The organism is Paenibacillus sp. FSL M7-1046 (assembly GCF_038007405.1).
GTDB lineage: Bacteria > Bacillota > Bacilli > Paenibacillales > Paenibacillaceae > Paenibacillus_AQ.
The window spans coordinates 222,351-246,787 of record NZ_JBBOXB010000001.1; the positions used below are offsets into that span (position 1 = coordinate 222,351).

Genomic DNA, 24,437 nt, shown 5'->3' on the forward strand with positions numbered 1-24,437 from the left:
GGATCAGCCAACTGCGTTGTTCCTGGGATCTATTATGCCCACCTTGCTGATTTATTACATGAGACGGTTCAAGGTATGGCAAAAAACCGCTCTACCCGTAAAAGGGAGGAGCGGTGTAATGGATGTATTGCTTTTTTGCATCAAACGGTTAGACACTAAATTTGGACAGTCTTTCCTTAAGCATGCTTGAAGCATGTTCCAGCTTGCCGGAAAGTTCAACCAGATAATCACTCACATTCTGCTGCTCACCGCTTAAGGAAGCAACCTCCTCGGAGGCAGCTGATGATTCCTCGGCGAAGGAGCTGACATTGCCAATCGTCTCTGACAGCACTCGTTGTGACTGGTTAAGTCCGTCGACCGATGAAGAGACAGATTCCAGCCGGTCGATGAAATGATTCATCTGTTCCTGTACGGATACGAAGATGTCGCTGGTATTGCGGACAGAAGTCACCTGTTCATTGAACAGCGGAGCTACATCCGACAACGCAGCCACAGTCTCATTCATATCGTTCATGATCTTGTCGGTAATCTCGGCGACAACCGTAATGGAACGCTTGGATTGGTCAGCCAATTGGCGGATTTCATCGGCCACGACCATAAAGCCCTGGCCGGCCTCCCCCGCTCTTGCCGCTTCAATCGTAGCATTCAGTGACAGGATATTAGTCTGCTGCGTAATATTCTGCATAACCTCAAGCACTTTAATTACCGAAGAAGCAGTTTCCTTCAATTCATTGACTTTCACCACGAGATGATGGGTCATTTCGCCTGTCGTTTGTGTTCTGCCCAGCAATTCCTTTAACTTCACAACGCCTTCTTCACTAGCTTGTCCTACACTATGCGCCGTGCTTTCCATCTCATGGGCGGCAGCAAAAACCATACCCATCTGCCCAGAGATTGCCGCCGTCATTTCGTTTCCGCGGTCCGCTTCCAGAGCCAGATTGCCTGCACCGCCGGCAATCTCTTCGGTCGCCGCAGCAATATCCATTGCCGCAGCAGCCGTCTTGCGTGAAGCGCTGCCTAATGCATCGGCGGTCTCCAGCACTTCGCGGGCGGTCTCGTTGGTATGGACAACCAGCTCTGTAATCCGCTCCATCATTGCATTGAAGGAGCTGGATAACTGGCCGATCTCGTCGCGGGAAGTGATCTTGGTCCGCACACGCAGATCGCCTTCGGCTCCCTGAAACATCAAGTGCCTTAGCTTTGAGAGCGGCCTCGATACCATCCTTACTATCCACAAGCCGATCATAATGGCAATTACTGCCGCTGCGCCAACCGCTATGTACGTAGTGTTAAGAATACGCCCGGCATCTTTGATCAGATTCTCAGCAGGCACCACCCCGAGTACTTTCCAGCCGGAGCTCTCTAGTGTGCCGTACACCGCAAGAATGGATTCGCCTTCCTCATCCTTGGTCGGCAGCGAGCCTGAGGTTTGATTAACGCCTTTCAGCAGCGTTCCGCCCAGCCGCAGATAGGTATCCGCCTCCTGGTGCTGTGAAGAGGCAATCAGCTCATCTTTGTCCGTCAGTAATTGAATGTAGGAGTCCATTCCCAGATTGACTTTGCTGAGCTGGTTCTCCAGTTCTGTAGTCTTGATATCGCAGACAGCGATGTAACCGGTGCCGCCGGCATCCCCCGCGATGGATTTGGCGAAATGCAGCACTCCCGACTGGTCCCCTTGCTTCAATGCCTGCGTAATCCATAAGCTCTGCGGTTTCTCCTGCAGCTGCTTGAACCAGGAGGATGCGCGGATCTCCTCCACAAAGGCGCTGTCAGTCGTTCCCGTAGCAGAGATAGGGAGACTGGCATTTAACGGTACAAGGTACACGGCTTGAATCCCGCTTACTGCAGAGAGCCAATGTTCCAGCTCCCCGGTGATCACTTTAGACTGCTCCTGATGTTGCCCGATATTTGCAGCAGACTGATTTCCTTGCATTACGGCTTTCTGAATATCCTTGTTGTAGAAAAGCTGTCCCAGGCTGTCTTCAAACCGCAGCAATATTACGTCCAGCTTCTCTGCCGTTTGCAGGACCGTCTGCTCATTGGAGGACAGCGCGTTGTTCTCGATCGTTTGTCTGGCTACGGAATACGAGGTGTATCCGAGGGACAGGACAATTCCCATCGTGGCGATGAAGAACACGAGAAATAGCCGCATCCCCAGCGACTTGGAGGGATGCAGCCGGGTTAGGAACCCTTTACTGCCTTTTGCTTGCTTGCTCAAAAAAATTCACCGCCAAATCTACTGTTTTCTTGCACGGATTACACCCGTTACAAGGTCATGAACGTCTGAAGCGTCCGATCAGCAAGATATGGAAGATACTCATGACCGTATTCATAATAAACCATGAGGTCTTTTGATGCTGTGATTTTATTGTATGCAGCAAATTGTGTCGAAGGAGGACAGATCGTATCCGCCAAACCGGTCACCCACAGCACTTTAGCCTGGATGCGGTCCGCCAAATTCTGAATATCAATATAACCCAGCCGGTTGAAAATCTCGTCCTCGCGCAGATGATGCGGATCAAAAAAGCGGAAATAGTAGTTGATCTCCTCATACGCCGAGGTTGTGATGTTCGTTTCCCAGGCCCGTTTGTAATCGGACAGGAACGGATAGACCGGCACAGCTATGGCAATGCGCGGTTCAAGCGATGCGCAGGCTACAGTAAGTCCGCCACCTTGCGACAGGCCGAAAGCGCCAACCCGCGCCGGGTCAACTTCAGGCATCGCCATCAGAATACGCGCCGTCTGGGCGGTATCCAGAAATACGTTGCGGTAATAAAGGTTATCGGGATTGGGATCATCAATACCACGGATAATATGACCGCGGATCGTGGTGCCCTGCACTGTAAGATTGTCTTCGGACGGCCCGCCCTGTCCCCGGCAGTCCATTGCCAGCACGCTGATTCCATGAGCGGCATAAGTGACCTTCTCCATCCAGTCCCCGCTGTCGCAGGAGTAACCGTGGAACATGACAACGCCCGGCCCCTTCTCTTGCGCCGCCTTCTTCGGTCTTACATATTTGCAGTGCACTCTTGCTCCGCCTACGCCGGTAAAATAGAGATGGAAACATTCCGCCAGCTCGCTGGTAAATTCCGCAGGCACAAGTTCATAATCAAGCGGCTGGGCGTTAAGGTCGTTTAGCGCCCGTTCCCAGAATAGATCGAAATCCTCCGGCTTCGGGCTGCTGCCCTCATAGGCTTTTAATTGGGGCAGGGATCGTTCGTTAGTCACTTATCATCTTCTCCTTAACCGCCTGTATTAGATCTTGCCCAAGCCCGCATCGTCGCCGACTTCCTCATGGGTATCAATTACATAATTAACGATTTCCTGAACAGTCGTATAAGCAACGCCTACATAAGTATCTGCAGCGCCGTAGTAGATCGCGATGCGGCCGGTTTCGGCATCATTCAGCGTAGCGCAAGGGAAGAGCACGTTGTTCACGAAACCTCTTTCTTCGTACCATTCTTCCGGTGTCAGGACGAAGTTCCTGGAGCGGTATTTCACTCTCGACGGCTCATCTTTATCCAGAATAACTGCGCCCATGCTGTATACCAGACCGTTGCAGGTTCCGGTTACGCCATGGTAGAACATCAGCCAGCCTTCGGAAGTTTCAATCGGCGCAGGGCCGCCACCAATTTTGGTGCTCTGCCACCAGCCTTGACCTCCTTTGGTCATCACATGGCGGTGTTTGCCCCAGTAGACGAAGTCAGGGCTTTCGCTCAGGAACACATCCCCGAACGGGGTATGTCCGCTGTCGCTCGGACGGGAGAGCATCACGAAATTGCCGTTGATTTTTTTAGGGAACAGCACGCCGTTACGGTTGAACGGCAGGAACGGATTTTCCAGGCTGATGAAGGTTTTGAAGTCCTGGGTTTTCGCTACACCTATAGCCGCGCCGTAGAAATCCGTACACCAGATGATGTAATAGGTATCTTCGACTTTCACCAGACGAGGGTCGTAGGCATAACGCGGCATGTACGGATTGCCTTCTTCATCAATGAATTGAATCGGCTGATCGTCGATTTTCCAGTCCAGACCGTCAACACTGTAGCCCATCCGCAGATGTGGACGGGTCGTGTTGTCCTCTACGCGGAATACACCGAGAAAGCTGCCATCATAAGCAACAACCGCACTGTTGAAAATTCGTGCAACCCCTTTAGCCGGATTGCGCTTAATTACCGGGTTATCATTATGTCTCCAGACCGGGTTTTCGTTTCCTGCAGGTCTGTCCTGCCATGGGATATTCGGCAAATCATTTCCAATCAACTTTACTTCTTTCATAGTTAAGTCTCCCTCCAAAGGTACTGCAGCCCCGCTGCAGTTCTTAAATGTAATGTGTTGAATCTACCTGTAACTATTTTACAGAACCTTGCGCAAACCCGTTATAAATATATTTTTGCAAAGAGACGAAAGCGACCAGTGTCGGAATAATCGCAATCATGATCGCGGCGCAGATAACCTCCCACTGCGAACCGTACGGGCCTTTAAATTTAAACAGCGCAGTCGAGACGACCTGCAGGTCACTTTTTGGCATGTACAGGAATGGGGTGTAAAAGTCATTGTAGATATTTACGCCCTTTACGATAATGACCGTTACGATGGCAGGACTCAGCAGCGGCAATATAATCCGCCAGTAAATAGTCCAATACGAAGCCCCGTCCAGCATCGCAGACTCATCAAGCGACTCCGAAATCGAATCCAGAAACTGCATGAAGATGTAAACGGCGATAATATCTGTACCCAGATACATCAAAATCGGCGCCCAGCGGGTATTGAACAGCTCCAGGGAGTTGATGATCTGGAATGTAGCCACCTGAGTCGTCACACCCGGAATCAGTGTAGCCAGCAGGAAGGCGCCCATCATCAGCTTGCTGCCTCTGAATTTGAAGCGGGACAGGATATAAGCCATCATCGAACCGGTCAGCGTTGCACCGGCGATTGAAATCACCACGATAATAATCGTGTTCTTGAAGCCGAGCAGCATTTTGCCGTCGACAAAGGCCTTGGTGTAGTTCGAGAAATTCAGCCAATTTTCCGGCAGTGTTAACGGTCCGGTCGAAGCATATTCGGCGTTTGTTTTGAGTGAAGCGAAAAGGACGACAACGATTGGAATAAGTGCCACCAGTGCTCCTAACAGTAAGGTGAGGTATTTGAAGAAAGAAGCAGCGGTATATTTAAAAGTATGCATAGCTCTTACTTCTCCTCCTTGATCAGAACACGCTGTAAAATGGTAACAAGTATAACTATGCCCAGAAGCAATACGGCCATTGCGGAAGCAAGGCCAAGCTTGCTGTATTTGAAGGCCACATCGACGGTCTGGATGACAAACGTGCTGCTGCCATTGGACCCGCCGGTCATGACATACGGAATTTCGAAGACACCGATCGCTCCGCTTACCGCGAGAATCAGATTGAGCTGCAATATACGTTTGATGCTCGGAATAATAATATGTCTGAACTGGTGCCAGCGGTTAGCGCCGTCAATTTCCGAAGCTTCATAAATATCACTTCCGATCGAGGAAATCGCTCCAAGGAAGATGATAAAGTTCATTCCCATGTATCTCCAGACGGAGGCAAAAGCAAGGGAAATATTGATCAGATGAGGATTTAGCAGCCATTTCTGCTGCCAGGCTCCAAGTCCCAACAAATCAAGCAGTGTATTGAGAGTCCCTTCCGGCTTGAAGAAGAACAGGAAGATAAAACCGATAGCCACCCCGTTAAGCAGTGTCGGGAAGAACAGAATTCCCTTGAACCAATTTTTCATCCGGACATTAAAGCTTAGAATGGTGGCAAAATACAGCGCCAGTCCCATTTGGATAAAGGTAGCGAAGAAGTAATACAAACTGACTTTAAATACGGAAAAATACTCCGGTTTGGTGAAGATCGTCTTATAGTTTTCGAGCCCTACATATTCCATCTTCTTGCTGAGTCCATCCCAGCTCGTGAAGCTGTACTGGAACATCTTGAACACCGGTAAATACGAGAAGGTTAACAGTAAAAGAAGCGGAACCAACGAAAATAGAAAAATAATCAAAATCCGCTGATTTTTATAACTCAAGTTAGACAATTTGGGCACTCTCCACACCTCCTAAGAAACAAATGCTTTATACTCCAAATCCAGCTCCAGGCCGCAAAAGTGAAGGGGAAAATGCCTTTTTGAGCATCTTCCCGTTCTCTTGAATCTTTCTTCACCCTGCGTTTTATCAAGTTAAAATGTTATAGCAATCACCGGCACTTACTTCGCAGCAGTAACCTTTGCTCTTGCTTCTTTCCATTTATCGTTCAGATCTTTCATGATATCGTCATAGGAATCTTTGCGGTTACCGATAGCCGCTTCAATGATCACTTTCTTGAAGTCAGGCTGCCAGAGACCAATTTGAGCTTCCTTATCGATGGCATCAACCCAGCCTTCTTCTCCAGCTTTAGCAGGAGCCAGTGTATCAAAGGTTACTTCCGTGCCTTCAAATTGTTTGAGGATTTCAGGAAGCTCAGCACCCTTAACCGGGCTCATGCCGCCGCCTTCAGTAGTCGGATAGCCGGATTCATTAATGAACCAGTCCAACCAGGCTCTTGCTGCTTCTTTATTTTTACTGTGAACGCTGACACCCAGGTTGTAGTCATCAGACAGTGGAACCAGAACCTTCTCGGCATTGGTAGGGAATGGCATGAAGCCTACATCGTCAGGATTTGTAGCTACTCCTTTAATTTGGCCGATCGCCCAGGATCCGAGCATCATGGTACCGATTTTTCCGTTAGCCAGGTCAGCCTTGGAAGATTCCCAGTCTGTTGTTGTAGGATCTTCTTCAATCAAGCCGTTCTTAGCTGCATCGTACAGTACTTTGTACAGGTCATAGTGAGGTTGTCCCTTAACGAAGTTGTCATCGGAAGCTACTTGAGCGATATTCACATAATCGCGGTTGCCGGCAACGGTAGCCAAATCCGATTCCCATTGAGTCAATGTCCAACCGGCTGCATAGTTCGTGTACAGCGGAACAGCTTCGGTTTTATCTTTGATGCTCTGCAGAGCCGTCATGAACTGGTCCATCGTTCTCGGTGTTTCCGTAATGCCCGCATCTTTAAATACTTGTTTGTTGTAAATTACGCCGGAGAAGTTAACAGTGATTGGAACACCGTAGGAAACTCCGTCTACCGAACGTTCTTCAAGCCCTGTATATTTCTGTTCAAGGTCGGACATTTGGCCCAGCGGTTCGAAAAAGTCCGGCAGATCCTTGATCGCTACGCTTGTAGGCAGCAGCAGCACGTCACCGTAATCGTCAGTGCTCATACGGATTTTGATTTGATCCTCATAGCTGGAAAGTGCTTCAAAGTTCACTTTTACGTCCGGATATTTCTCATTGAATTTTGCTGCGTAATCTTTGAATACGGTATCAACAATATCCGTTCTTTGTGTAATCACAGTGATTTCGCCTTTGATGTCCTTGGCGGCATCACCTTCAGGAGCAGCAGTAGCCTCCGTGTTGGTTCCGGCGTTTCCTTTATTGTTCGCTGTTTCATTCTCCGCATTGTTGTTCGATGAACAGCCTGTGAACAAGCCAGCCATTAGCGTAAGTCCCATTAAACCAGCCATTACTTTGCTTTTCTTCATTGCTTTTGACCCCTCTCTTTTAGTCACGTTTCTAAATAACAAAATACTAACACTCCATATCACTCATGATTGAGATAAATCACCGTTAATTCGTGTTTTGTCTGCAATCGTTATGAAAAGAATGATGGTATCGCTTACAAATATATTATAAATCGTTTCCAGCACCAAAACGATGGTTTCAATTGTTTTTTCTGGTCTTAAATTTGTTATTTTTGTTTTTCTAAATTTAAATTTGTTATCTACCTTATATTAAATCAAAACCACCCGTCAAACGGGTGGTTTGCTCTGAGGCTATAAGCCTCTGGTGCCGGCTAGCGTCTAAAGGCGCTGGCTTTCACTTCGTTCAAGCTACTATGCCTTTGCCTCTTTTGCCTACCCCTGAAGGGGTGCTTGGACTACCGGCTACCCCTTAAAGGGGTTTTCGTACTCTTTCACACTCAGCTTATCCAGCGCAATATCGTGACTTTCCTGCTCTTGGATGTATTTCTTAATTGTTGCCTCGTTGAGTCCTACGGTGCTTACGTAATAGCCTTCCGCCCAAAAATGACGATTTCCATACTTATACTTTAAATTTGCATGCTTATCGAAGATCATCAGCGCACTTTTCCCTTTTAGGTATCCCATAAAACTAGATACACTCATTTTCGGTGGGATACTGACCAGCATGTGGATATGATCTGGCATGAGGTGTCCCTCGATAATCTCTACCCCTTTATAGCCACAGAGTTGCTTTAGGATATCACGGATACTTTCCTTGTATTGATTGTAGATCACCTTTCGTCTATACTTTGGGGTGAATACGATATGGTATTTGCACATCCATTTGGTGTGTGCCATGCCTTCTCTGGCTTGTGCCACAAAAAACCACCTTCTCCTTTCGTTATACATAGTAGCTTGAACACTCCTATTATAACGCTCGCATCAGGTGGTTTTTTGCTATAAGCATCACTACACCACCCGCATAGCAGGTGGTTTTTTGTTTCGCACGCTTCGCGTACTCAACTGGCTAAAGCCATAACAACCTGAAAAGGAGGGCTTTCGCCCCCCTTTTCACGAATCATTTCCTATTAAAGAGCAGATTACTTTGTGCCGGATGCTAGCTTTTCGGAGTCCTGCATCCGCTTTTGTAATCCTTTGGTGTCATTCCGCACATTTTCTTGAACAGCTTGTTAAAATATACAGGATCGCTGTAACCGACCCTTTCGGCAATTTCATAGTTTTTGAGATCAGGCTGTCCAATCAGCAGCTCCTTGGCTTTCGCGATACGAATACCGATAAGATAATCCGTTATCGTCTGGCCGGTCTTGAACTTAAACAGGCGGCTGATATAACTTGCGTTCATACCAACGGTCTCTGCCAGACGCTCCAGCTCAAAATTTTGGCCATATTCCTTCTCCAGAATGCTTTTGGTCTGTTCAACCACATAATGCTCTCCACCCTCGGCAGCCTGAGCCGGAGGATTCTCCTGTTCAGGTACGGCAATCTTCAGTTCCTTGTTCTCCTCCACCCGCTTCAGCAGCTCGTACAATTGAGCCTTCTCTATCGGCTTAAGCAGATAATCCAGTACGCCGTGACGCATGGCCCGCCGGGCATAATCAAACTCGCTAAATCCGCTCAGCACAGCGATGGATAAATTTTTCATATGGCCCCTGGCCTCTTCTATCAGCTTGAAGCCGTCCATCCTCGGCATCTTGATGTCCGTAATCAGGAGATCAATATCCTCAGGGGCCAGCTTGGAAAGATGCCCCCAAGCTTCCTGTCCATTGCCGTATGAGCCAATGACCTCCACTTCCAAGTCCATGCGGGAAGTAATCTTCTCCAGCCCGCGTCGTATTACTTCCTCATCGTCCGCAATCATGACCTTAATCAATTCGAAACCGCCTCCAATTGTAAATCCGTTACGAATGATTGCGCTACCATTTCAATTATATGCCTCATTAGCCGGTTAGAAAATGTGTTGTGTTGCTCTTTTATAGTCTTCAGTTTACTTTAATTAATTCCCCCTTGAAATCAAACACAAAAAGGTATATAACTAAATTGTATTGTTGTTATTAATAAATAACAATATTATAATAACAAGATGACGAAAAGTTATTATTTGTTAGCATTATTTTATCTATTCTTCCAAGTAAAGCGAGGTTTCCAAATGTCACTGCTTAATGAATATGTCGGAGGTGTCACCTGGGGCTTTATGGGCAGACGCGGAACCTGGACTACTGAAGCAGCCGAAGCTTCGATGGGGCTTATGAAATCGGTTACGGGTGCGAACTGGACCGCAATTGCCTTCAGCGCCATTCAGACCACTCCGCAATCCACGGAAATTCCGTACTGGGAGAAGCCGACAGTCACCGACGAAGAAGTAGTCCGGGCGATCCGCAAGGCCAAAGAGCTCACTTTAAAGGTCTGCCTAAAGCCGATTGTCAATTGTGCAGACGGCACTTGGCGCGCTCATATTAACTTTTTCGACAAGGATGTTCCCTGCGAGCCCAAATGGTCGGAGTGGTTCCGCTCTTATACTGACTTTATCCTGCATTATGCTGCGATCGCTGAAGAAAGCGGTTGCGAAATGTTCTGCATCGGCTGTGAGCTGGTTCAGACCGACCGGCGCGAAGCCGAATGGCGGGCCCTGATCGCTGAGGTACGCAAGGTCTACCACGGGATCATTACCTACAATTGCGACAAATACCAGGAGGATAACGTGACCTGGTGGGATGACCTCGATGTGATCTCCTCCAGCGGATATTATCCGGAACAGGACTGGGAGGCCCAGCTTGACCGGATTGAAGCGGTGGTGAAGTCACACAACAAACCGTTCTTCTTTATGGAAGCCGGTTGTCCCAGCCGTACCGGGAGCGCCGCTATCCCCAATGACTGGACGTTACAAGGTGAACCCAGCGAAGAAGAGCAACGCCGGTTCTACCAGGCGATGTTCGGCAGCTGCGAAAGCCGTGAATGGGTACGGGGCTTTATGTTATGGGATTGGCCTGCACACCTCTACCCGCTTGAAGAGGCGGCAGACAATGATGATTACTGCATGTACGGGAAGTCGGCAGCAGGTGTCATCAAAGCGTATTATGGCTCCAAAATCAATAACTAACGATGGGAGTGGACCAGAAAAATGAAGAACTCACCCGAAGATTGGCTAAAGAAGCTGGAAGCGGAGTTGCAGGACAATATTCTCGGCTTCTGGATGGAACACACGCTGGATGAACAACACGGCGGCTTTGTTGGCGAAATTGATAACCAGTTGAATGTTGTCGAAGGCGCAGAGAAAAGCCTTGTGCTTAATGCACGGATTCTCTGGACGTTTGCGAGTGCTTACCGCATGTACCGCAAAGCTGAATACCTGCCCATGGCTGAACGTGCCTACAGCTACCTGCTGGAGCATTTCACAGATAAGGAATACGGTGGATTTTACTGGATGGTAGATGCTTTAGGTGCACCTTCCCAGCCGAAAAAGCAAGTATACGGCCAGGCTTTTGCCATCTACGCGCTAGCCGAGTTCCATCATGCTACGGGAAATTCGCAAGCCTTGGAACAAGCGGTTGAGCTGTTCCGTCTCTTGGAAAAGCACGGTTATGATCCGCTTTATAAAGGATATATCGAAGCACTGTCGCGTGAATGGCATGTAACGGATGATCTGTCGCTAAGCGCCAAGGATATGAATGAGAAGAAGTCGATGAATACGCATCTGCATGTGCTGGAGGGTTATACCGGCCTGTACCGTGTATGGAAATCCGAGGAGCTGAAGGTTAAGCTGGCCGGGCTGATCGAAACGATGCTTGATCATATCATTGACGCGGAAGGCAAGCATTTCCACCTGTTCCTGGATGAGGAGTGGCATGTGAAATCTGAGCTCGTCTCCTACGGCCATGATATCGAAGGCAGCTGGCTGCTGGTGGAAGCCGCAGAGGTGCTTGGTGAAGAGAAGCTGCTCCAGCGCGTGCGCACAGTTGCCCTGAGTATGGCGGAAGCTGCGCTTGAAGAAGGTATCGCCAGCGACGGGGGCATCTGGAATGAGGCCGACGGCAGCGGGCTGCTGAGCAAGGATAAGGACTGGTGGCCGCAGGCTGAAGCTGTTGTCGGCTTCTATAATGCCTATCAGCTGACAGGGAATCAGCGGTTCCTGAATGCTGCCGAAGGTGCCTGGAACTTTATTGACAGCTATTTAGTGGACCGCAAGTATGGCGAATGGTACTGGGGTGTTGACGAGAAGCTGCAGCCGCTCGCGCATGAGCCGAAAGTCAGTGCCTGGAAATGTCCTTATCATAACAGCAGAGCCTGCTTCGAGATGATCGAACGTCTTAAATCAACTATAAAGGAGAATATCTAATGACAACTTTATTCGAAGAACGCAAAGAGCAATTAACGGCACGTTATGAAGCCCTGATCGGACGCAAAAATGAGAAGGTGCCTTACGGCAACGGGACTTATGACCGTTATCAATATCCGCTGCTCACCGCGGAGCATGCCCCGCTGATCTGGCGTTATGATTATAATCCGGCAACCAATCCTTATTTTGCTGAAAGAATCGGCGTTAACGGCATCTTCAACCCGGGCGCCATTGAATTGGATGGCAAGTTCTATATCGTAGCCCGCGTTGAGGGCAATGACCGCAAATCCTTCTTCGCCGTAGCCGAAAGCGACAGCGGTGTAGACGGCTTCCGCTTCTGGGACCATCCGGTAGTGTTGCCTGAAACAGAAGACCCGGATATCAATGTCTACGACATGCGTCTGGTTAAACATGCAGATGGCTGGATCTATGGCTTGTTCTGCACCGAGCGTAAAGATCCGGATGCACCGCACGGCGACCTCTCCAGTGCTGTAGCCCAGTGCGGAATCACCCGTACCAAGGATCTGAAGACCTGGGAACGTCTGGCTGACCTGAAGACCGGTTCCGCCCAGCAGCGCAATGTCGTGCTGCATCCTGAATTTGTGGATGGCAAATATGCCTTCTACACCCGTCCGCAGGATGGCTTCATCGACGCCGGTTCCGGCGGCGGCATCGGCTGGGGATTGTCCGATACAATCGAAAACTCCGTAATTACCAGCGAGTCCATTATGGATCAGCGCTATTATCACACCATCAAGGAAGTGAAAAACGGCCAAGGCCCGGCTCCAATCAAAACTCCGCGCGGCTGGCTGCACATCGCCCATGGCGTGCGCAATACAGCAGCAGGACTACGGTATGTGCTTTATGCTTTCCTGTCGGATCTGAATGAGCCGAACAAAGTTACCCATGCTCCAGGCGGCCATTTCATCGCTCCAGACGGTGAAGAACGTGTCGGCGATGTATCCAACGTTGTGTTCTGTAACGGTGTAATTGCCCGCGATAACGGAGAAATCTATATTTACTACGCATCCTCCGACACCCGCATTCATGTAGCTACCACTACAGTTGACCAAATGCTCGACTATGTGCTGAATACACCGGAAGATCCGCTTCGTTCCTATGCCTGCGTACAACAGCGCATCGCACTGATCGACCGTAACTTACAGCTATAATTACCTACACTTCCTACGTAAAAAGAGTCCGCCAGGTTGATCTCCTGGCGGACTCTTTTTTTATATTTATATGGGCTGAGGTAAGAACCGGCAAGCGGAATGACCGTATGACCTTTCGGCCGAATTCACCACTCTCAATGCGACTTAATTGTACTTCGTACACTTAAAAACGTAAATTCCACTGCCACCGCGAGTATAGTTGCATACTGTACATTTATGTTGGGATATTTCGGCTTGAATGGGTGAATTCATTATTTTTAACTGCATGAAATGCAATTATTTCTAGAAATAATCTGCTTATGCCTTGAATAGTTGCAGGGAATGCAATTAAAGCCACAGGTGCTGATGATGCCTTCTAAATTGCCCCAATAACCTCTCTTGGTCTCAGGCCAAATTATACAGGTGGCGGAACAGCGCAAAAAGAGAAACTAAACTTGCATTTTTTCCTGTTTTTTGAGATTTGAGCGGACTTAGTACCAACTTACACCGCTGCGCGAACAATGTAATTATCCAAGGTTGCCTGTAACCCTTGGGATGACTGGTGCTGATTGAAGATCCGGCTGATCTCAGGCATACATTGCAACACCATTTCATGAACCGCAGGTGTCTGGCCAAAACAGCGCAACCGCACAATATCCAACGGCTCATGAAAATACTGCACACTCGTAACAATCTCGATTTCAGCGCTTGTAAATCCGCTTGCCTCGAGCCGTTGATTGATCTTGTCCAGTACCGGAGTTCCTTCCGGCTGAGGTGCGAACAGCCCGGGAAAGAGCAAGGACAGCTCTGGCGACAAACGGTCGCCGGGATGGAGAGCAAGCAGCCTCCCGCCTTTAGTGAGGATTCTCGTAAGATCGGAGTATGCGGAGGTCGGGCCTTTACGGTTGTAAGCACAATCAAATTGTCCGTCTTCGAAGGGAAGCTTGTGCTTGGTATTGGCCGTAACAAAAGAAACATTGGAAAGGGCTGTGCTGCTGGCCGTTTCAATAAAATCAGCAGTGACGTCCAGCCCGACAATTTGCTTCACCACAGGACTCCAGCGAATCGTAAAATCCCCGTGGCCGCAGCCGATATCGAGCACTCTTTTCCCTGGAACCAGCCCTGCAACCTCCTCGGCAAACATCGCCTCCGCATCGGGCCCCGTGATCGTGGAATTCCAGGGGTACGTATATTTCCCCGTTGCCCCTCCCAGTCCGGCATACCATTCAAACGAATGCGGCAGTCTCCAATCCGGGTGTTCTGTCGGATCTGCTAACTCTGGTTCATTCCATCTCCTCCTGTCTTCATCGTAAAGTACAGCAGCAAATCAGCTATAGAGTTCGCCGTCATCCCCTTGTACTTTTGCTCCCAACGCAGCAGAGATTTCAATCATTTTGTCAATGACAAACTCATCCGCTCTGTGTACGGTAATTTTGCCTTCCTTATAGCTGAACGGCACACTGAAATCTTCGACGGACCAATAAAAGAAATCCCCTTCAAGGCTCATTGTTCCGAATGGGCCTTTCAAGGAGAGCATATTAGTATACTCAAAATCATCTCTCTGGTCAAAGCAGGACTTTGCCTCTTCGAGGGATATCGGATTATTCATACTTTCGGTCCAATGTTCAGCCCGGGTAAGATGTACATTATAACTCACTAGAACTCCTCCACTATATAAACTTATAATTCTTCTAGTATGGGATTGGCCGTGACTGCAGAGAATGTTTGGACTTCCGGCCGCTGTCGCTCCTTCCCCTTAGCTCTGCGGTCCGGCCGCTGAATCCCGGTGGACGATATCGGCAGCGATCAGAATTTTCTCCAGCGGTGCTGACGGATTATGAATGCGGTTCAGCAGCTTCTCCACTGCCGCCCGGCCCATTGCCTCCTTGGGTACATGCACGGTAGTAAGCGGCGGAACGCCTCTTGTTGCATCCTCGATGTTGTCAAATCCCGTGACCGAGATGTCGCCCGGTATGGAGAAACCTTCTTCCTTCAGCGCCTCGCTGACTGTGAGCGCGATGAAATCATTGGCGCAGACTAGCGCTGTCGGCATGGTTTTGGCTTTTTTCCGCTTCGCCATCCATTGGTTGAACTGCTCTTGAATGATTGCGTCATCCATGCCTTCCAGCTGAAGCATCTCGTCATCACCGGCAGGGGGCTTCAGCTCACTCTCTTCCAGGGCGCTGCGGAAGCCGATCCAGCGGTCGCGGAAGCTGCGCGAGTAGCGGATATTACCGATAAAATGCAGCAGCTTATGCCCAGTTGCCATCAGGTGGTTGCTCAGCCGGTTCATGGAATCAGTATTGTTGGCGAATACTGTATCACTCGGAATTAGCGGATCTTCATGATCAATCAGCACCATCGGCAGTCCGATACGGTGCACCTCCAGCAGCAGCGAGGTAGAAATCTGTCCTACCCCAAGCAGGCCGAGAAGACCGTTCGGGTTCAAAATATTGACGAAATTATCTGCACGGTGCTCGGAAACAATCACCATTCCGAGGCCTTCCTGATCCAGTGCAAGTGCGATACCGTCAACAATTTTGCCCCAATAGAGGGAATCCTGAGTCTGTGAACGGATATTGGGCATCAGCACCAGCACCGACTGCTTATTCCGGTCGCTCCCTGAACCCTGGGAGGAACGTTTTATATTTTGCACGTATGCATTCTTCTGTGTGAAATAGCCAAGCTGTGAAGCAGCCTGGATTACCCGCTCTCTGGTTGTTTCGTTGACGCCGCCCTTGCCTGAAAGCGATTTGGAGACGACAAACTTGGATACACCGAGATGATCGGCAATTTTCTGCATGGTAACCTTTTTAGCCATATGAAAACCCTCCAAAATAATCTTGATTTATAAAACAATTCCCGTTTATGGCTGTGGAGAAGCCTGCTGCCCCTGACGCGCTTCCTTCCACTTCTCATTCAACATGTCAAAAGACTGCTGTAAATCCGGCGCGGCAAGCAGCTCCTGAATATAATCTCCTGACCAGAACGACAACTTCGCCCGGTTCGCCATCTCTATGAAGGCATCACTTTGCACCGTAGCCTCAACCAACCGGGGATTGTAGGAGAGAAACTCGCGGAATGGCTCCATAGAAGGCTCTGCAGCTCCCTCAGGAGGCAGGAAGCCCCAGTCAGCCGTGTAAGAGGTCTCTTTTACAAAATACTCTACCCAGGCCATGGAAAGCTCCTTATGCTTGCTGAATTTGCTGACTCCAATGAACCAGTCCGGATTGAGCGGAGCATAATGTTCACTGCTATTGTCATACGGAAACGGGAAGAATCCGATATCCCCTTCAGAAGCACCGGCATCCAGCACCTGGCGGATCGTCCAGTTTCCGAGCAGATACATGCCGACCTCCCCTTTCGCCAGCTTGGTCTTGGAAATCTCCCAATTGTTTGAGAACAGCTCGTCCTCCACATAACCCCTGTCAATTATCGTTCTGGCAATGGACAGAGATTGCCCCCATGCATTATCAATCTGCCACGGGCTGTCCTCATGAACCATGTTGTTCATGTATTCGGGATCACCGGTCATAAAATTGACCATATTATTTCCCCATTCCCGCAGCGGCCAGACGGCTCCGTAATTTAAGTAGACGGGGGTAATTCCCGCCGCCTTCAGCTTGGCGCAGGCTGCGTAGAATTGTTCAAGGGTCTGCGGAATTTGCGTAATGCCCGCCTGCTCGAAAGCCCGCTTGTTATAGACGATTCCACTGGTTGTCGTACCTGTAGATAATCCGTACCTCTTGCCACCGTAAGTAGCGAATGTGGTGAATCTTTCCTGGGCGGACATTTCATTATCCAGCGGCTCAAAAAAAAGCTCAAGCTCTTTCGCCGGCAAATTAACGGGCAGCAGCAGAACATCCCCGGCGTCCTTGGTCGATAATCGGACGAGAATGTCGCTCGCATAATTGGACAAGCCTTCGAATTCCACATTAGCTTCCGGATACTTCTTTTTAAACTGGTCGGCATACCCTTTGAAGGTTCCATTCTCAATCAGATCGATTCGATTCGTCAGCATGACAATCGTGCCTGATAAACTGGATGCGCCCCCGTTTACGGCAGCTGATGCAGCAGGCTCCTTGCTGTTGCTGCGATTCTCGCAACCCGCTGACAGCAGCAGCAGAACCAGCAGCACCGTTTGCACAGGCCAATGCATTTTAATCCTCTTCAAGGTGTTCCCCCCTCTCTTAGCTCTCGCCATTTGTCCGTTCGCTTGGCTCCAGCAGTGGCAGGGATAAGATTACATCCGTCCCTTTCCCGGCCTCACTGAACACTTCAATGCCGTAACCCGCACCATAATGCAGCTGTACACGCTGGTGCACATTTTTCATACCGATTCCTCCATTGATGCTTTTCTTTCGAGGTGTCTCGCGTTTCAGACTGTCATTGAGCTTGTCCAGCGTGTCCTGATCCATACCGCAGCCGTCATCGCTGATATGAAACAGCAGCTTATGCTCCGTAATCTCACATTTAATGCTGAGATGCATCTGCGGCTTGCTGTCATCCAATCCGTGATAAGCAGCATTCTCTATGATCGGCTGGAAGACCAGCTTAATGATGGAGTATTCGTTAAGCTCCTCCGGGACATCGATCTCAAGCAGGAAACGTCCGGGATAACGGCTGCCCAGCAGCTCTACATAGTTGCGCACATATAGCAGTTCCTGCTCCATCGTCGTTTTGCCGGTTAATTCACTCGTGCTGTAACGCAGCAGCTTGCCCAGTATGGAGATCATATCGGCGGCTTCCACATCGTCATTAAGCTCTGCAGTCATGCGGATAGACTCCAGTGTGTTATAGATGAAGTGAGGATTGATCTGGCTCTGCAGCGCCTGCAGCTCCGCCTCCTTCTTCTGCTCTTCAATCCGGTAGATATCCTCGATCAGCTGCCTGATCCGGGCAAGCATCCGGTTGAACTGGTGACCCAGCAAGCCAATTTCATCCCGGCGTTTGACTCGGAAGGTGACATCAAGATCGCCGTTCTGCACTTTTTTCATTAGCTGAATCAATTGAGTCAACGGTTTGGTCAAAGCAAAGGATAAAATAATCGAAATAATCAGCGCCAGCACAATGATAATCAGCGTTGCAGCAAAGGTCACATTGCGGGTCAGCTTCACATCGCGGGTCAACTCATCGACCGGAATGGAGATAATCACCTTCCAATTGGTCTTGGAGGAGCTTGAATATATATTCAGCCTATCCCTGCCGGACACCGTATCGTAGAAGCTCCCGGCGCTGCCCTGCGCCTTGCGGTACAGCAACGTGTGTGAAATATCCGTCGTCAGCAGCTTCTGATCGCTGTCATACACAACTTTTCCGTTCTCATCCACAATTAATGACTTGCCGTGCGTAACCTTATCCAGTTCGGCAACTTGATTTTCCATGTTGCTGATATTGGCATCCACCGCGATCAGTCCGATTGGATTCCACAGGCCGTCGACAATTTTACGGACAACCGTGAACGCATAACGGGTGCTTTGCAGATTGCTTGTGTATGCCTGAGTGCCGAAAAGCAGTGCTTCCCCGCTGGAATACTTGGCCTGCTCGCTCCAGAACTTGTAGCTTTGCTTCAGATCCAACCGGACGCCTCCGTCTTTGGCCGAATAATAACCGTTGCCATAGCCGTCAAAAATATACACGGAATTCGTGCCCCGTTTGATATTGTTGATGAAGGATATATTTCCTTCGATCCCCCGCTGTATAGACAGCAAAAGATCAAAATCACCGGGTGCAATCGACGAACTGTCCGTCTCGCCCGTCATGCCCTGCTTCTGCTCATAATAACGGTTCGAGCGCAGCAGGTTCTGCTTGATATCGTTTACATAAGCGGGCATGGATGAGATTCGTTTCATATCCTCTATGTAGTCATCAATTCCGTCCATCATTTGATCAATCAGCTTTTCTGAATAAGCGATGGTATTATACTCAATGGACTTGGAGTAGCTCTTGAAGCTGATTACACTGATAAAAGAAAGCGGGAGTGTAATGATAATCAGAAAGACAAGGAGTAGCTTGCGTTCCATGCTCATATCCCCGATAAAGGACCACCAGTTGTATTTGCGTTTACCCTTCATACGGCCCTTCTCCTTCAATGGCGTTTACCTAACTTTTCTTATATTCATAACAATTTGCCTAACAAAATCATTATACGTGTTAGTGTGTGGTTGTACAAGAAGATAGCACGCAAAGTTCCAAGTTAACTTCGAAGATTGGTTCCATAGCCCTTTACCAAAGCATTGAAACCTGTTAAAGCGGAATAAGGCCGCTTCTTCCTATGGAAGAAACGGCCTTATCGGCTCAAAAACCTGCGTAACTCTAATGATTTATTTGATGGTAAACAGCGCCAGCTTATCCTTCAGCTGAGTTGAAACGCTCTCCAGCTTGCCTGACAGCGAAACGAGGTGATCGCTCACGTTCTGCTGCTCGCTGCTGAGTGAGGCTACCTCTTCCGAAGTGGCCGAGGATTGTTGCGCTACCGCACTTACGTTGCCCATGGCATCCGACAGGACACCTTGGGAATGATTGAGGCTTCCAATGGCTCCGGTCACTGATTCGAGGCTTGTAATGAAATCCTCCATCTGTCCCTTAACCGATACGAAGATATCGCTTGTGCTCTTCACCGAACTCATCTGCTGCTTGAAGAGCGGTGCAACTTCGGACAGCACAGTTACTGTCTCGTTCATTTCAGCCATGATTTTATCGGTAATCCCGGCTACAAGGGCAATGGACTGCTTGGATTGATCCGCCAGCTGCCGGACTTCCCCAGCCACGACCATAAATCCGCGGCCTGCTTCGCCCGCTCTTGCTGCTTCAATGGTTGCATTCAATGAGAGAATGTTTGTCTGCTGTGTAATGTTCTTCATCACATCAAGCACTTTGATTACAGAGAATACCGTTTCTTTCAAATCGTTGACACGATCCACCAGTGCGGTTGTCATCTCTCCGGTACGGCCTGTCTGCTTCAGCAGCTCTTCCAGTTGCTTCGCTCCGTGTCCGCTGGCTTCACCGACACCACGGGCCGCCTCATCCATCTCGGCATTGGCAGCGATAACGCTCTGCATCTGCGTAGCGATCAGATCCGTCAGTTCATTGCCGCGTTCAGCTTCCAAAGCCAAACTTCCTGCACCACCGGCGATCTCTTCCGTAGCAGCGGCAATTTCCTTCGCGGAAATGGCAGTCTTGCGGGAAGCTTCACCAAGCTCACCAGCAGTATCCAGCACTTCACGGGCTGTGTCCGTTGTCTGTGCAACCAGTTCTGTAATCCGTTCCATCATTGTATTGAAGGAGGCCGACAGTTCGCCGATCTCATCCTTAGATACGTATTCGGTACGCACGCTCAGGTCACCTTTTGAACCTTCAACCATAAGATCCTTCAGGCGTGCCAGCGGTTTGGCGATCATCTGGACCATCCAGAACCCTAGCACTACCGCGAGCGCGGCTGCGGCAAGCGCCGCCAGATAAGTCGTGAACAGAATCGGACGTGCTGCCTTCACCAGCTCGCCGGTAGGCACCACTCCGGTCAGCTTCCAGTCAGCCTTGGTCAAGGGATTATACACTGCCAGCACATCCTTGCCGTCGGCATCACTGGCTTCCTGACTTGCGTTGTTGCTCTTGCTCTCCTTGATGAAGGCTAGCTCTGAAGCCACCCCATCATCAGCAGGTACATTAGAAGCGACTACTATACCATCCGGGTCCACAAGCTGAATCCGTGAGCCGTCTCCGAGGGAAACCGTTTTGAAGGCTTCCTCCAGCAGTGTGTTTTTCAGTTCAAGCATGATTACATAGCCTGAATTGGAACCCATGTTTTTGAGGGATCTTACCATCGCGATATTTTTCCCTTTATCACCTTCAATGGCCGTCGAGAACCAGTAGTTCTGGGATGCTTTGGTTTCCTTGGAGTAATAATATTCATATTCCTGAGTACGGCCTACAACCGTCTTATACCAATCCTGATCTCTTATTCCATCCATTTTCAGTCCGGAGTTGCCGCTTGTAATTACACTATAGTCCGCTGACTGCGGAATCAGTGAAATAGCTACAATGTTCGAATCCGTTGTCGTCTGGCTGGATAGCTTCTTGCTTATTGAATCGGTAGCTACAAATTTATCATAATTGGAACTTGCGGAAGCCAAATCCGTCAAATCACTTTGCATTTTCGAATCAAAATACAGTTGCAGTGCCAGATTCTCATACTGTTTGATAAGAATATCAAGCTTATCAGAGGTCTGGATAATGGTCTGCCGGTTAGCTTCTGATACATTATCTTTAATCGTATTCTTGGCCTTGTTATAGGACAACAGTCCCAAGAGCAGTACCACAATAACAATTGAAGACAAGAAAATCAAAAACAGCTTGACACCAACTGATTTCAGCGGGTTGACCCTTTTCACCTGACGCACCGAAGTATGTAGTACCCCCTTAAGGGTTACCTTGTCGCGCACTTTCTTGACCTTACTTTTGCTTGCTGTCTGTGTTTCACTTGTGCGGTTTGTCTCTGCTTTTTGTACTGTCACCGGTTTCTTCTTGTTCTTCCCCACTCTCATCCTTCTCCCTTTCTGCTGTTCTCCTCTTTTTTCACGCTCGGGAGCCCCCATTACCATCACCTACCAATTAGTTTAGAAGATGTATGTAAGCGTTCACGGAATATATATCGGCATATTGGGTCTTTTTTCTTAGTTTTCTTTACAATTTCCCAGAGAATTTTTTATATTTCCTGAGAATATCCCGAATTTTGGCGGGAGCACAAAAAAAGAGATGCTCTTCAAAAAAATAAGAGCATCCCTTGTAAATAAATAATAAAATTATTTTCTCTTCCGCATCATATCGAAATAAGCTACCGGCTGGTCTACCTTCAAGCGGACACGCTGAAGCGGGTGGCGGGCAACGTCAAGCCGGTTGCCTTCTTCATCCCACAGCTCTCCGACGGTCTGCTTGAAGAAGGTGTTGTCCGGGCCGAAGAACTCCACTTCCTGCCCCGGCTTGAAGTTGTTGCGCTGCTGAATTAGAGCCATGCCGCTTTCGGCATCATACTCCAGCACCAATCCGGCAAAATCATAAGGAGCCGCTTTTTCCTCCGGCTCATAGATATGATCCTCATGATCCGGGGTATCGTAGAAAAATCCGGTGTTCAGCGGACGGTTTGCCGCTTTTTGCAGCTCTTCCAGCCACTCCGGCTTCAGCTCATAACCTTCCGGATCGGCCATGTAAGCATCAATGGCCTTGCGGTAGGCGTTGACTACAGTCGCCACATAGTGAATCGACTTCATCCGGCCTTCAATTTTGAAGCTGTCAATACCTGCCTCAATCAGTTCAGGAATGCTCTCTAGCATGCACAAATCCTTGGAGCCCATCGAGAACTGGTTATCCTCCGGCTGATGCAGTGGAAGCTGGGTTACACCGGGCTCAAGAGGCTGCGGGGACGAAAGGGCTTCAGCCTGCTCTTCTTCGGATACCCATGCACCTTCCGGACGGGCATCTTCGAACAGGTCGTATTTCCAGCGGCACGACTGGCAGCAGCCGCCGCGGTTGGAGTCGCGGTCCGTGAAGTGATTCGACAGCACGCAGCGTCCGGAATACGAGGAGCACATGGCTCCGTGGATAAAGCTCTCGATCTCGATGTCCACATGTGCTTTGATCTCGGCAATCTCTTCAAGGCTGGTCTCACGGCCCAGTACAACACGCGGCAGACCTTCCTCTTTCCAGAAAGAGACAGCCTGCCAGTTCAGTGTGGACTGCTGGGTACTAAGATGCACCTCAAGGCCCGGCACCAGGCGACGCGCGGTATCGACGATGGCCGGATCCGCTACAATAATGGCGGCAATCCCGGCTTCATATAGATTGCGCAGGTATTCTTCAATCCCGGCGATATCTTCGTTATGGGCATAGATATTGGTGGCAACAAATACCTTGGCCCCGTATTTCTTGGCGAATTCCACGCCTTCGCGCATTTCTTCAAAGCTGAAGTTATCCGCTCCGGAGCGCAGGCCGTATTTCTGGCCTCCAATATATACTGCATCCGCACCATAATGCACGGCGAATTTCAATTTCTCCAGATTACCCGCCGGAGCAAGGAGCTCCGGTTTGTCCAGACGGTAACGTTTGCCCTTAAACTTAGGCTTTGTCATGGTTCCCATTCCTGTTCTCCCCTCCATATCTTTGCTGTATAAATAAACCTGAAAATCTTCCTTTTAGATATGAACGCAACTGCGGTAAGTGTTTGGACTTCCGGCCGCTGTTAGGTTTGGATTTCCTGATTTGAACCGTTAGCCACGGTAGAAATCCAAACCTAAAGGCGTACGCTATCGCTCCTACAGTTCCAAACCTTCCCTCCGTTACTCTATCTTTAAGGTTAGGCATTAAGTTCATTTTAAAATCAGCAAATCATTGCATTATTTATATTTTAATATACCTGTTCCTTGTAGAAAAAGCCGAATGTCAGTTCACGCTCAGGGTCCTGCAGCGCCCGGATTCCATCCATCCAGTCCTCCTGGAACGCATAACCTGCCGGATCAGCGGTGTAGAGGTCTATCGCATGGCGGTAAGCCTTAACTACAGCGGCATTGTAGGCAGCGGGCTTCAGCAGCCCTTCAATCTTCAGGCTGTGTACTCCGGCACCCAGCAGCAGATGAAGGTCCTCCAGAATGCAAATATCGTCGGAACTCATAATATGTGTCCCGTTGACATCTTCATAAATCGGAAACTTCTCATTCTGCCGCTCTGCTTCAATCAGGAATAAGCCGCGCTCCTTGCCAAGGCTTCCGCCTTCACTCGGACGGCCTTGATGCGACATATAGCTCTCTACCAGCTTGCGTTTGGAATGATATATATTTGTCATCCCGTGGACGTGTACCTGGGCTTCGATCTCCAGCAGCGGCACCATATCGGTCATCTCATCCATATTCAATTCACGGGCCAGAACGACACGCGATGCTCCCTTGCGGCCCCAATAGTTCGCTGTGGCATAATTGGTCGAGGTCATTTCCGCATTCCAGTGAAGCTTCATGCCCGGCGCTTCATGCTTCACAGCTGCCAGCACCGCTGGATCTCCGAATTCAATGCCGTCAACGCCAAGCTCACCGATCGCCTTCACATAAGCAGGAAGCTCATCCAGCAGACGGTTCGTCATCAGCCCGCCAAGACCGGCATACACCTTGCGGCCTTTGCCGTGAGCCAGACTAACGACAGCCGCAGTGTCCTCCAGCGAGAAGTGTCCGGCAAGTCGCATGCCGAAACGGTCATCCCCGATGAGGAGCGCATCTGCCCCGGCATCCAGCAATACACGCGCTTCTTCCAAGGAAGCCGCCGTTGCCAGCAGCTCCGGTTTGTTATTCATGTTGATTCCTCCTAAATTC

General features: G+C 49.4%; 19 protein-coding genes. 3 read left to right on the top strand and 16 right to left on the bottom strand.

Annotated elements, in window-relative coordinates; genetic code table 11:
• Positions 1 to 148 precede the first annotated feature (148 nt).
• The 8 genes from NYE29_RS00830 to NYE29_RS00865 all read right to left on the bottom strand — a co-directional run bounded on the left by NYE29_RS00830 (position 149) and on the right by NYE29_RS00865 (position 9,472).
• Positions 149 to 2,218: a methyl-accepting chemotaxis protein gene (locus tag NYE29_RS00830; protein WP_340893880.1), complete on the bottom strand. Its 2,070-nt coding sequence runs from the start codon at positions 2,216 to 2,218 to the stop codon at positions 149 to 151.
• Between the two features lie 47 nt (positions 2,219 to 2,265).
• Complete coding sequence (locus NYE29_RS00835; protein WP_076111397.1) at positions 2,266 to 3,228, bottom strand: acetylxylan esterase; 963 nt, start codon at positions 3,226 to 3,228, stop codon at positions 2,266 to 2,268.
• 27 nt (positions 3,229 to 3,255) lie between these two features.
• Positions 3,256 to 4,278, bottom strand: a complete 1,023-nt coding sequence (locus tag NYE29_RS00840; RefSeq protein WP_076111396.1) for a glycoside hydrolase family 130 protein — start codon at positions 4,276 to 4,278, stop codon at positions 3,256 to 3,258.
• 73 nt (positions 4,279 to 4,351) lie between these two features.
• Positions 4,352 to 5,185, bottom strand: coding sequence for a carbohydrate ABC transporter permease (locus NYE29_RS00845; protein ID WP_038588146.1), 834 nt, complete (start codon positions 5,183 to 5,185; stop codon positions 4,352 to 4,354).
• 5 nt (positions 5,186 to 5,190) lie between these two features.
• Positions 5,191 to 6,072 carry a carbohydrate ABC transporter permease gene (locus NYE29_RS00850; RefSeq protein ID WP_340893882.1) on the bottom strand — a complete coding sequence of 294 codons (882 nt, stop codon included), beginning with the start codon at positions 6,070 to 6,072 and terminating at the stop codon, positions 5,191 to 5,193.
• A 159-nt stretch (positions 6,073 to 6,231) separates the two neighbouring features.
• Entirely contained in the window at positions 6,232 to 7,602 is a 1,371-nt protein-coding gene (locus NYE29_RS00855; RefSeq protein ID WP_076111393.1) for an ABC transporter substrate-binding protein, read from the bottom strand.
• Positions 7,603 to 8,004: 402 nt separating this feature from the next.
• Complete coding sequence (gene tnpA / locus NYE29_RS00860) at positions 8,005 to 8,490, bottom strand: IS200/IS605 family transposase (RefSeq protein ID WP_438495773.1); 486 nt, start codon at positions 8,488 to 8,490, stop codon at positions 8,005 to 8,007.
• A 208-nt stretch (positions 8,491 to 8,698) separates the two neighbouring features.
• A complete protein-coding gene (locus tag NYE29_RS00865; protein ID WP_076111392.1) occupies positions 8,699 to 9,472 on the bottom strand; it encodes a response regulator transcription factor in 774 nt (257 codons plus the stop codon).
• 276 nt (positions 9,473 to 9,748) lie between these two features.
• Here NYE29_RS00865 and NYE29_RS00870 point away from each other — a divergent pair, with 276 nt between their 5' ends.
• From NYE29_RS00870 to NYE29_RS00880, 3 genes are read left to right on the top strand one after another with little or no spacing between them, the layout of a single operon-like run.
• Complete coding sequence (locus tag NYE29_RS00870) at positions 9,749 to 10,699, top strand: glycoside hydrolase family 113 (RefSeq protein WP_340893883.1); 951 nt, start codon at positions 9,749 to 9,751, stop codon at positions 10,697 to 10,699.
• Positions 10,700 to 10,720: 21 nt separating this feature from the next.
• Complete coding sequence (locus tag NYE29_RS00875) at positions 10,721 to 11,935, top strand: AGE family epimerase/isomerase (RefSeq protein WP_340893884.1); 1,215 nt, start codon at positions 10,721 to 10,723, stop codon at positions 11,933 to 11,935.
• Complete coding sequence (locus NYE29_RS00880) at positions 11,935 to 13,107, top strand: glycoside hydrolase family 130 protein (RefSeq protein ID WP_340893886.1); 1,173 nt, start codon at positions 11,935 to 11,937, stop codon at positions 13,105 to 13,107. The genes NYE29_RS00875 and NYE29_RS00880 overlap by 1 nt, the downstream gene beginning before the upstream one ends.
• A gap of 481 nt (positions 13,108 to 13,588) precedes the next feature.
• Here NYE29_RS00880 and NYE29_RS00885 read toward each other — a convergent pair whose 3' ends face one another.
• From NYE29_RS00885 to NYE29_RS00920, 8 genes are all read right to left on the bottom strand, one after another.
• The gene (locus NYE29_RS00885) at positions 13,589 to 14,329 is read right to left on the bottom strand and encodes a class I SAM-dependent methyltransferase (protein WP_340899573.1); all 741 of its coding nucleotides are present in this window, start codon (positions 14,327 to 14,329) and stop codon (positions 13,589 to 13,591) included.
• An 84-nt stretch (positions 14,330 to 14,413) separates the two neighbouring features.
• Positions 14,414 to 14,743, bottom strand: a complete 330-nt coding sequence (locus NYE29_RS00890) for a hypothetical protein (protein ID WP_340893887.1) — start codon at positions 14,741 to 14,743, stop codon at positions 14,414 to 14,416.
• Positions 14,744 to 14,842: 99 nt separating this feature from the next.
• Positions 14,843 to 15,907, bottom strand: coding sequence for a LacI family DNA-binding transcriptional regulator (locus NYE29_RS00895; protein WP_038588122.1), 1,065 nt, complete (start codon positions 15,905 to 15,907; stop codon positions 14,843 to 14,845).
• 45 nt (positions 15,908 to 15,952) lie between these two features.
• Positions 15,953 to 17,260, bottom strand: coding sequence for an ABC transporter substrate-binding protein (locus tag NYE29_RS00900; RefSeq protein WP_081965748.1), 1,308 nt, complete (start codon positions 17,258 to 17,260; stop codon positions 15,953 to 15,955).
• Between the two features lie 16 nt (positions 17,261 to 17,276).
• Positions 17,277 to 19,160 carry a sensor histidine kinase gene (locus NYE29_RS00905; RefSeq protein ID WP_340893893.1) on the bottom strand — a complete coding sequence of 628 codons (1,884 nt, stop codon included), beginning with the start codon at positions 19,158 to 19,160 and terminating at the stop codon, positions 17,277 to 17,279.
• A 249-nt stretch (positions 19,161 to 19,409) separates the two neighbouring features.
• Complete coding sequence (locus tag NYE29_RS00910) at positions 19,410 to 21,629, bottom strand: methyl-accepting chemotaxis protein (RefSeq protein WP_038599062.1); 2,220 nt, start codon at positions 21,627 to 21,629, stop codon at positions 19,410 to 19,412.
• A 258-nt stretch (positions 21,630 to 21,887) separates the two neighbouring features.
• Positions 21,888 to 23,219, bottom strand: coding sequence for a peptidase U32 family protein (locus tag NYE29_RS00915; protein ID WP_340893895.1), 1,332 nt, complete (start codon positions 23,217 to 23,219; stop codon positions 21,888 to 21,890).
• A gap of 266 nt (positions 23,220 to 23,485) precedes the next feature.
• The gene (locus NYE29_RS00920) at positions 23,486 to 24,418 is read right to left on the bottom strand and encodes a peptidase U32 family protein (protein WP_340893896.1); all 933 of its coding nucleotides are present in this window, start codon (positions 24,416 to 24,418) and stop codon (positions 23,486 to 23,488) included.
• Positions 24,419 to 24,437: the final 19 nt, after the last annotated feature.